The organism is Nostoc sp. (assembly GCF_036916655.1).
GTDB lineage: Bacteria > Cyanobacteriota > Cyanobacteriia > Cyanobacteriales > Nostocaceae > Nostoc.
Map to the genome: position 1 here is coordinate 18,975 of NZ_JBALFY010000008.1, position 9,457 is coordinate 28,431.

Sequence of the window (9,457 nt, forward strand, 5' to 3'; positions counted from 1 at the left end):
TTGTGCCCTGACAGAAAAAGCTTACATACTAGCTCAATAGTAGAGCTATCGTCTCTAAAACGATAAGTTGCAGGTGCGATTCCTGCGTGTGTCACCACAGCTTTTTCGACTTGCGCGAGGTGTGAGTGTAACTCTCACAGGGAGGGTATCGGTTCAATCCCGATCAGATCCACTAATACAAATTCGTGATTAAAAAGAGGTGATTGCAATGGTTCATATTCGATTTGAAGGACGTTCTGTTGATCTCCCAGAGACACAACTAGGAATTGCAGCAGGGATGAATGATGTGGCAGTAAAAGAGCGGGTTGCTCGCCATTTAGATGTGAATAGCGATCGCCTTTCTGCTTATATAATCGATCGCCGCCCCAGTGGTGATTTGATTATCCGCCCTGAAGCTGTCTATGGTTAAAGTATTTAGTCTTTCCGTGCCCCGACAGAAGAAGCATACATACACATTCATAACGGCCCTAAGGTAGTAAAGTTCGAGCGATCGAATAAGCGAAGCATGATTTCTAAGTCTCTCGCAGATTTAGCGTGCGTGCCCACTGCCAATAGTTGGTAAGAGCGGCCGTAGCTGTAAAACGCTTCTTGAACTTGTACGGAACGATTTAAGACTTAATTTCGCGCCCTAACTTGTAAAGCCTACACACTCCGGTAACGGAATGCAGGTTCAAGTCCTGTCGCTCCCTTTGATGGGAGCGTAGCCAAATTGGTATAGGCAATTGTGAAAACTGCTTTGCTAACTTGTGCGGAATTTAAACTATTTAACAAAACAGAATTCAGGAGTCAGGAGCCAGAATGGGCTAAACCTTAGTTATCCGCTAACAGAATTTAATTTTGTGTGATTGTCTAATATTTTTATTCTGAATTCTGAATTCTGAATTCTGCATTCTTCTTCAAATCATATTTATCTATAACCTTTACTCAATACAGAGGTGAGTTCAATGATGTTAGCCAACTCATGTTTAATCACAACTCAATTAGTACAACTGCATTTAAACAACGTGAGATATGAGCGAACATCGTTTGAGCGAGATAGTGATTGAGCGTCCTCGCGGTGGGAGAAGAATTAGCCTCAAAAAAGTGACTGGCTTTAAGAAGCAATTATACAAAATCACTCAGGACGCAATTCAGGATGGGTTGTTGAATCCCTACCTGATTAAACCAATAAATAAATCCAAATATCTTTCAGATCATCTCGGCCCTCTGCGTCGGTTTTTGCGATCGCAAGTCGGACAGCCTTGGAATGACGTTTACAGCCAACTATGTCAACGATTAGACCCCAACACTATGGCCGGACGGCATGTTATCGATCATGTGTGGGACTATGTTGAACGGTATGTAGAAATAATTGATGGTGGTTTTTATAGCAAGCCTTATCGAGGATATCGAAGTCAGCTAGATACAAATCATCGCGATCGCTTCTATATCCATCCTGAAACCGGAATTCTTTGTGCAGCCGACAAAATACCTCGAAAGCAAAAGCCAAAGCAGGAACAAACTGATATTGTCATCATTGATAATTATCATCAATATCAGAAGCTAAATGATATTTGGTATTTCATTACCTTTGAAGATTTGCCATCGCCACCCACTCATTATGTGATGGATGCTGTCAAAGGTGTGATTCATCGTTCTGTGGCATATACAGGTCGAATGATTTACGCTGCTAAGAAACAGCAGTGTAATAAGAAAGAAATCCGATTTATTTTAAATCAACTTTCTAAAACCTAAAATTTTCACTTCGTGCCCTAACTGAAAAAGCTTACATACTAGCCGAATGGTAAGGCACTTGAATAAAGCTCAAGCAACTACGGGTTCAAATCCCGTGTGTGAATCAACAGCTTTTTCGACTTGCATGAGGTGATTTTATTTCATTTCAATATGGAGGTGAGAACGATGAAGAAGATTAATGATTTCAACATCGAGCCTGAAGATTTCGACGATTTCTGCTTTTGAACCATCGAGCAAACGTCGTCGTGGCTACCCATCTGAAAAAGCTGTCAAACGTGGTAGTCGCTTTGTTCATGGCAACAAGGAACTACAAGAAAAGCTTGGTAACAATGACCTTTGTCCTTGCGGTTCTGGCCGCTGCTTTCAAAAAGTGCTGTCGCAATAGCGGCAGATATGATGGCAGCTTACGCAGTTACTACTTTTAGGGAATAAGAGCAAATTCGATAATTTTCTGCTAATTACCCAGTCCCCAATCCCTAATCCCCAGTCCCTTTTACTTGGCAGTTGTTGCCGCGCCCCGATCGCAGAAGCTTACATAACTCTGCACAAGTTATACACAATGCTTCTACAACTTGCGCGGTGACTTTATCGCCCCGCGTGCAACATCTGCCTCCTGCAATTTTGGATTTTAGGTTGCAATCTAAAATCCAAAATCTAAAATCCAAAATTCTTAGAGGAGGTTCATAATGAATACCGCAGAACGTGACCTGCGTTTGGAAATGCTCAACAGTTTGCTGACAACTCCTCACCGTAAACTTGAGCAAGTCGCAGAAATTCATCAGTTAATTATTGAACTCGATCCCATCTTTTACGGACACCTGGCAGTTTGGTATCAGCGTCATGGTGATGTCCGCGACCACAAGGAAGTGTTTGTTGCTCATTTGTTAACCAGCAATTTGACTGAACACCGAGATGCTGGATTTATGATGCTGCAAGAGTTTCCACCCTATCAGGTAGCTCGTGTAGTTGACTTCATGAAGCAACAGCAGAATAAATTGCCTCGTTCGGCTCGCACTGCGGTGCGGCGTTATTTAAAGGTGCGGGAGAGCAATCCGGCTCTATTCGATCGCGCTGCTTTGCGAGGTCGTAAAGCAATGAAGCACTTATATGCTTCACTGCACATCAAGCCAAATGAGCGGGCAAATGCGATTCTGTTTGGCGATACTCCTCCAGAGGGTTCCTTAGCCAATGTGCTGAAGCAGCTTGCTAAGGCTGAAAGTGCGGCAGAACAGGCACGGCTAATTGTGGAGTTCAACATTCCTTACACGATCGCAATTGGTGCGATCAAGCAACTTACACCAGTTGTATTGGTGGCGTTGATCAATAGCATGTCTCCTCAAGAAGCGATCAATAACCTCAAATCGCTTCAGACTAGAGGTGCAATGGATCACCCACAAGTCAAAAAGTTGATTGACTCTAAGTTGGAGTCAGCGTCTAAGAGCGGGCGTGTCTCAGCATTCAAAGCACAGATTGCCACAGACGCAGGAGATTTTGACGCAGACACCGTTGCCCAACTGGAAAAGGTGACAAACGAACAGGTGAAACGGCGCGGTGCGATCGCACGTCCAACTGCTTTACTGGTGGATAAGTCTGGTTCAATGGAAAATGCGATCGCGATCGGTAAGCAACTCGCTGCCCTAATCTCTGGTATCACTCAGGCAGAACTGTTTGTCTACGCCTTTGACACCATTCCTTACGCTGTTACAGCAAAGGGCAAGGAGTTGACCGACTGGGAGCGTGCCTTCCAGCACATCAATGCAGGCGGTGGTACTAGTATCGGCTGTGCATTGGAAGCAATGCGGCGGAAAAAGCAGGTGGTTGACCAAATCATCTTGGTGACGGATGAAGGCGAAAATGCGGCTCCTTACTTCGGTGAAGTCTACAAGAACTACTGCCGGGAGTTGGCGATAATGCCTAATGTGGTGATTGTCCGTGTGGGTACTCATTACAACTGGGTGGAGAGTCAACTGAAGCAGCAACAAGCACCTGTAGATACGTTCACTTTCGCGGGTGACTACTACAGTTTGCCGAACATCGTCCCACTCCTGACACGCCCCTCTCGTCTAGATTTGCTGATGGAGATTTTGGATATGGCGTTGCCTGTAAGAGAGGATAAGTAGAATAAATCAGGGTGCGTCATAGTTACTTTTAACGCATCCTGATATTATCTCACTTCACACTAAAGAATTTCCAATCCTTAAAACTAGCTTTCTTTATGTATTATCACTGTTATTTATTGTTTAAAAGTAATTTATTATAAATCGTGTCAAAATTTTATCTATCGTTATCAAAAATTATGAATATTTCTAGAGAAAAGTTTGAATCAAAAATAATAGAACTTGGGGAGAGCTTATATTTATCACATTGTCATTTAAAAATTCATGAATGGATGACGCACGAAAGTAACAAACGCCTTGAGGAGTATCCACCCTTCTTTCGTTGGTCACGTATGGCTCATTATGAAACTGGAGTATTAAAACTAGCCAGAGCGTATGATGAGGATAAAAATACTTTGGGACTTTTAAAAATTCTAAACATGATTGAATCTGATTATAGATATTGGGGATGTTCAGAACCTATTGATAATCAAATGCTAAAGCAAGATAAAAAATCTGTCACAGAGGAAAACAATATTTTAGTTAAAAAGCTAAAACATTTGAGGGACAAAACTATTGCCCATACCGATCACAAACAATTTCCTTCACTAATTAGTGATGATCTAGCAAAAGTCTATAGAAAATATGGAGATGAATTCATTTGGCAGCAAGGTCGTATCACTACAGAAGAGATTGAAAAACAACCTCCTGCCAAAAGAGATGCAACTTTACACCAAATCAGCGAGGAAGTTTTTCAAGTTTTCGATAACCATGAAAATAAAGTATTAGGTAAGGATATTCCTGTATTCAGTGATTTGTATCAACTAACAAGTCAAGGTGTTGAAATTTGTAATAGATATATGCAAAAATTATCTGTTCCTCTAATAGAGCTAAAACTAGAAGGAATAGACTTTTAGAAATAAAAATTACTGTGAGAAAACAGTTATTTCATGAAGAAGACGTATGAAGTAGCAGCGATCGCACTACTCCAAAATCTCTCTTTTCATCTCTTCCAATTTTGTGTAGTATATTGTATTATATTAATATCCTGCGTGCCCCAACTCTTGGAGCCTACATACTAGTACGAGAGGAACGGTACACTGTCAAATACAGTGGGCGTGTGTGAACGGGGAGTGCGAAGAACCTAGGAGGTAGGCTTAAAAGTAGCCATCCTTGAAAGAGTGTGTAACAACTCACCAGCGGAGTCCCTCTAGTAACTGAGAACACGCAATGCTCCACCAACTTGCACGCAGAATTATATTAATTCGTAATTAAGAAAGTCAGATTTTATAAAGTTGCATTGGCAGCCTTATTTTTTAAAATTGGTATTAGTTATGACTAACATATTTAAGCTAATCAACCAAATTGCGATCGCAGAAGCACAGTTATATACCACCCAATTCCTCGCGCCCTGTGTCAAAGGTGGACGGGTTCGCACACGGGTAGCCGGGATAATCTGCACCTTTACGCCAAAGCCTAGTAAATTTGAGGGTTGGGGAATATTTCAGGCTGTGGATCAGAAGACAGCAACGGTTGTGGAAGAAGCCGATTTACCCCAGATTGCGGAATATCTGCAACACTTTCCCCAAATACGACTGCGGTTAGCACATCAACTGCGGGGACAAACTTGGTTAGCATACCCTGTGAATGAAATAGATATGCGTCAACGGTTAAAGGTAGTTAAACCGATCGCAGTCCACTTAGTTACCGAGGGCGTTACCTTTGAGCAAATCATTGCCCGATGGAATGGACAGTCTTGCTGGTTTGAGGAAGTTGATCGCCGTACCGATCCGGCAATTTCTGAAACTCTGCAATCTGCCCTCAAGCAACTTATTCCTGTTGAAGAATTACAGTTTAAGGGCATCACTCCAGAAATCCGCACAGTGTATGAATTAGCAAGTCGGCGCATTGAGGGTTTTAGTCAACCCCAACAGGATGAAAAACGACTGAGAAAGGCATTGCAGATCGGCGGCGGTGAATTAAAGCAGTTCCACGATCGCGGCGATTACTGGACAGTCGATTGGACAACTGCTGATGGTGTTCGCCATAGTAGTGCGATCGCAAAAACAGACTTGACTGTTGTCAGTTCTGGCATTTGTCTGAGTGGACGCGATCACGATTTTGACTTGCAATCCTTAGTGGGTGTCATGGAACAACAAGAGTGGTGATATTAGAGAATTCAGAATTCAGAATTCAGGAGTCAGAATGGGCTACGCCCCGCTGCGCTAACAGGAGTAAAACAGATTTAATACCGAGTACACAATCTAAAATCCAAAATCTAAAATCCAAAATGTTATGAGTATCTTTTTTCACGAACAGCTTTACCGCAGCAATGCTGTGATGGCAAAGCTGAAAAATTATCCGATCACAATTTGCGGGGCTGGAGCATTAGGAGCTAACATTGCTGAAAACTTAGCTCGGTCTGGTTTTGATAAACTGACAGTAATTGATCGCGATCGCATTGAGGAGCGGAATCTTTCGACTCAGCCTTACTACCGTTCTGATGTGGGAGCATTTAAGGTGAAAATATTGGCGAACAATTTATATCGAGCGATTGGTACTAAAGTTGATGTCAAAACAAAGGAGTTGACATCAGCAAATACAACTCAACTACTCCAAGACAGCCAGCTAATTATTGATGTCTTTGATAACAGCTTGGCACGTCAAGCAGTGAAAGATTATGCCGAGCAAAAAGGCATTCCTTGTCTTCATACTGGATTATCGGCTGATTATGCCGAAGTGATTTGGAATGACGTTTATCGCGTTCCTTCTGAGGTGAATGATGATGTCTGTGATTATCCCTTAGCACGAAACCTGGTGATATTAACCGTTGCTGTAGTTTGTGAAGCAATTATCTCATTCATTGCAACAGCAGAGCAGCGTAACTTCACTATCACCCTCAAGGATCTGACCGTTCAATCTTTGTTTTTATAGGTTGCGTAGACGTTCTTAGGGACTTCCAAATAAAAAAATACTCAATTACTGCTTATGGGATGGGCGACACGAGCGCCTGTAGCCAAGGGCGGACAAGATGTCCACCCCACAAGATAGGATAATTCATTGAAAGTGACGGGAAACTCTATTCCGCAAGATAGCGAGATGACATTAACTGTCTTCTTAACTCTCTTATCTGTCATTGCATTTTCTTACTGATGACGAGAAAATACAAACGTGACGGTAACAAATCTTTGTCAAAAATGCAATTATTCCAATCAATTCTATTCTTTTATAGAATAAAAAACTATGAGTTCGCTTAATCAAAGGCAAAGCTATATATTAACACAAGGCAAAGGCATTAATCTGTCTGGCAATCCCATTCAAACCGAAAATTTTTCTATCCAAAAGACCTTACGGGATGGTGGAAAAATCCGTTTTAAAATTCGTTATTTGGCTGATTTACAGGGTTTTTGTATGCTGGAAGTTTTTCTGATGAGAGCGCAGAACGGAATACAAACTGCCAGTATGAGCATCCCTAACAGTAGTTCGATAGCCAATGTTCAAGAACAAGAGCAAGAATTTAGTATTTGGAAGCCAGGAGATTATTACTTCTTATTTAAAATGTCTTGTAATAATGGAACATTTTATATCGAGGATTATCAGCTTTATTGGTCAGTTAGCTAATTGTTTATAAGAAGAATTCAGAACTCAGGAGTCAGAATTCAGTATGAATTCTGTACAATTGGGTGATATGGAAAATTAATTAGGGCTTGCTGAATACTTTTCAAATTAAGAATTCATGATCAAGAGAAGTCTGAGCGGAGCTACACACCACTCGAACTTCTCTTTTACTTCTGTACGATAGGGCGTAGCTTACTACTTTTAGCGTCCCGTAGGTAAGGGATACGGGAGGTGCGAGAGAAAGAGTATCTGATAGTTTCTCAAGCACGTTTTTGTAATGATTTATATTCAAACTCAGCAACGCCTAGTTGTTTTTTAAAGTAAGCACGGTAGAGTTCGCAACGCGGTAGGATGCGATCGCCTTCATAAGCAATCAACCCTAAGCTTTCGAGCTTATGAGCGTCAATGGGGTTCAGAGAAATACTTTGCTTTGTGTTCACAACCTCAATATATGCCTTTACCAAACTGGGATTTTCTTGTAAGATTGCCCAGTGTCGCCATAAATGATAACGATAGATACCGCCATTAGCGATCGCATCCTGTATCAGTTCTTCTAAGGTGATTCCTTGACAGCATAGATAATACAGAGCAATCCGAATCAGTGCAGGATGTCCCCCAACCAGAGACATCAGTTGGGTAACTTCGTTATTAGAGTTCCAGTCTAGTCCGTGCCTTTGAGCTAAATATTTTACTTGCTGCTTAGTAAATTCTGGTAGATGGAGCGGTAATCCAATATTAAATGGAGAGCGGTTGATATCCAGAGAAACATATACTTCTGTGGAGTAAACCACCACTAGCCTTAGTTTCTGCAAGTTACTATCTTGTCGTGCTTCTTCATACCAAGAGCGCAACAAACCAAAGAACTCCTGAGCAATTTCGGGATATTCAAAAAAGCGATCAACCTCATTTAATACTAGAACTACTGGGCTTTGACTCTGCTTGAGCAAATAAGATTGCAAATATAAACTGCAACTCAACTTACAGCCTATTTCCTCATCCCATTTGTCATCTAGCTTCGGATCAATGCCCAATTCAGTGGCAATTTGCCAGCACAGAGAACGCAAAAGCTTGTTTAAGTTTGTCAGACAACTGGAATCTATTTGGTTGCAATTGATTTTTACCGGGCGATAACCTTGCATCTGAGCAAAGGCTAATAACCGTAGCACAAGAGAACTTTTACCCATCTCTCTTGGCGCTCGAATCCGAATCACACAGCCAGGTTGAATTACTTCTCGATAAACTAGTTCCTCAATGGGGGGACGTTCAACATAAAACGGAGAATCTAAAGCTACGGGGCCATCTGGGTATGACCAAAGATTTTCTAGTTGATCGTGGTGCTGAGTAGCAAAAGTATCTAAGGACAAAAACTGGGATATCTCGGCTTTTTTTGTATCTAATGTATCCAAGCTCCGGGAAAAAGCTTGATAGCTTTCGGCATGATTCGATTCATTAACGATCGCATAATCTTCCCTGTGTAATTCTAGGTTAAAGGCACTAAAACACAATTTCAGGGTTTTTTGATCCACGCCTGTATTCAACGACCATAATCGGTTTAGAGTTTTGGTAGAAACATTCATGCGATCGCCTAAATCTTCTAGAGTGAAGCGACGCCCATTGTTTTGTACCTTTTCCATAGTCAGAATCGCCGCTTGTAAACGCTTCAACCCAGCGATCGTCAGGACAAGTCCCCGCTTTCTCGTGCTTTTAGATTGCTTCATGTCGCTAATTATCTATCTGCTTTTTTTCTTTACCGTCTGAGCTATCTCCTCATTGTTTCATGTTTTAAAACAGTTATTCAACAGTTACTTACCCGTTCTTAGAGAATTATTTAACTAGTAATAAAATATACATTTATCTTTAGAGCGATTTAGATAAGTAGGTATAAATAAACATAACTATATTGATTGATTATCTCTAGAACTCTTGCATAAATATTTTCTGGTACAATGAAGGGTTATTTATTTCTGACTGTAATTAAGTTCAAATAGCCCCAACTTACCAAATTTCTC

General features: G+C 41.3%; 9 protein-coding genes and 1 tRNA gene. 9 read left to right on the top strand and 1 reads right to left on the bottom strand.

Going from position 1 to position 9,457, the window contains the following annotated elements:
• Nucleotides 1–208 precede the first annotated feature (208 nt).
• The 9 genes from V7L31_RS01700 to V7L31_RS01740 all read left to right on the top strand — a co-directional run bounded on the left by V7L31_RS01700 (nt 209) and on the right by V7L31_RS01740 (nt 7,451).
• Complete coding sequence (locus V7L31_RS01700) at nt 209–409, top strand: hypothetical protein (protein ID WP_179066998.1); 201 nt, start codon at nt 209–211, stop codon at nt 407–409.
• Between the two features lie 602 nt (nt 410–1,011).
• Nucleotides 1,012–1,734: a hypothetical protein gene (locus V7L31_RS01705; RefSeq protein ID WP_334694656.1), complete on the top strand. Its 723-nt coding sequence runs from the start codon at nt 1,012–1,014 to the stop codon at nt 1,732–1,734.
• Between the two features lie 32 nt (nt 1,735–1,766).
• A tRNA-Phe gene (locus V7L31_RS01710) sits at nt 1,767–1,835 on the top strand.
• Between the two features lie 77 nt (nt 1,836–1,912).
• A complete protein-coding gene (locus tag V7L31_RS01715; RefSeq protein WP_334694657.1) occupies nt 1,913–2,119 on the top strand; it encodes a hypothetical protein in 207 nt (68 codons plus the stop codon).
• Between the two features lie 301 nt (nt 2,120–2,420).
• Nucleotides 2,421–3,854, top strand: a complete 1,434-nt coding sequence (locus V7L31_RS01720) for a vWA domain-containing protein (RefSeq protein ID WP_334694658.1) — start codon at nt 2,421–2,423, stop codon at nt 3,852–3,854.
• A 176-nt stretch (nt 3,855–4,030) separates the two neighbouring features.
• Nucleotides 4,031–4,747, top strand: a complete 717-nt coding sequence (locus V7L31_RS01725; protein WP_334694659.1) for an AbiU2 domain-containing protein — start codon at nt 4,031–4,033, stop codon at nt 4,745–4,747.
• A gap of 417 nt (nt 4,748–5,164) precedes the next feature.
• Nucleotides 5,165–5,998 (top strand): hypothetical protein, encoded by an 834-nt coding sequence (locus tag V7L31_RS01730; RefSeq protein ID WP_334694660.1) that lies wholly within the window; start codon nt 5,165–5,167, stop codon nt 5,996–5,998.
• 127 nt (nt 5,999–6,125) lie between these two features.
• Nucleotides 6,126–6,764, top strand: coding sequence for a ThiF family adenylyltransferase (locus V7L31_RS01735; RefSeq protein ID WP_334694661.1), 639 nt, complete (start codon nt 6,126–6,128; stop codon nt 6,762–6,764).
• 309 nt (nt 6,765–7,073) lie between these two features.
• Nucleotides 7,074–7,451, top strand: coding sequence for a hypothetical protein (locus tag V7L31_RS01740; protein ID WP_334694662.1), 378 nt, complete (start codon nt 7,074–7,076; stop codon nt 7,449–7,451).
• Between the two features lie 257 nt (nt 7,452–7,708).
• Here V7L31_RS01740 and V7L31_RS01745 read toward each other — a convergent pair whose 3' ends face one another.
• Nucleotides 7,709–9,166, bottom strand: a complete 1,458-nt coding sequence (locus V7L31_RS01745; RefSeq protein ID WP_334694663.1) for an AAA-like domain-containing protein — start codon at nt 9,164–9,166, stop codon at nt 7,709–7,711.
• Nucleotides 9,167–9,457 lie beyond the last annotated feature (291 nt).

Excerpts from the sequence above, each read along its gene's own strand:
- V7L31_RS01700 (WP_179066998.1), top strand. The coding sequence starts at position 209 with ATGGTTCATATTCGATTTGAAGGACGTTCTGTTGATCTCCCAGAGACA.
- V7L31_RS01705 (WP_334694656.1), top strand. The coding sequence starts at position 1,012 with ATGAGCGAACATCGTTTGAGCGAGATAGTGATTGAGCGTCCTCGCGGT.
- V7L31_RS01715 (WP_334694657.1), top strand. The coding sequence starts at position 1,913 with ATGATTTCAACATCGAGCCTGAAGATTTCGACGATTTCTGCTTTTGAA.
- V7L31_RS01720 (WP_334694658.1), top strand. The coding sequence starts at position 2,421 with ATGAATACCGCAGAACGTGACCTGCGTTTGGAAATGCTCAACAGTTTG.
- V7L31_RS01725 (WP_334694659.1), top strand. The coding sequence starts at position 4,031 with ATGAATATTTCTAGAGAAAAGTTTGAATCAAAAATAATAGAACTTGGG.
- V7L31_RS01730 (WP_334694660.1), top strand. The coding sequence starts at position 5,165 with ATGACTAACATATTTAAGCTAATCAACCAAATTGCGATCGCAGAAGCA.
- V7L31_RS01735 (WP_334694661.1), top strand. The coding sequence starts at position 6,126 with ATGAGTATCTTTTTTCACGAACAGCTTTACCGCAGCAATGCTGTGATG.
- V7L31_RS01740 (WP_334694662.1), top strand. The coding sequence starts at position 7,074 with ATGAGTTCGCTTAATCAAAGGCAAAGCTATATATTAACACAAGGCAAA.
- V7L31_RS01745 (WP_334694663.1), bottom strand. The coding sequence starts at position 9,166 with ATGAAGCAATCTAAAAGCACGAGAAAGCGGGGACTTGTCCTGACGATC.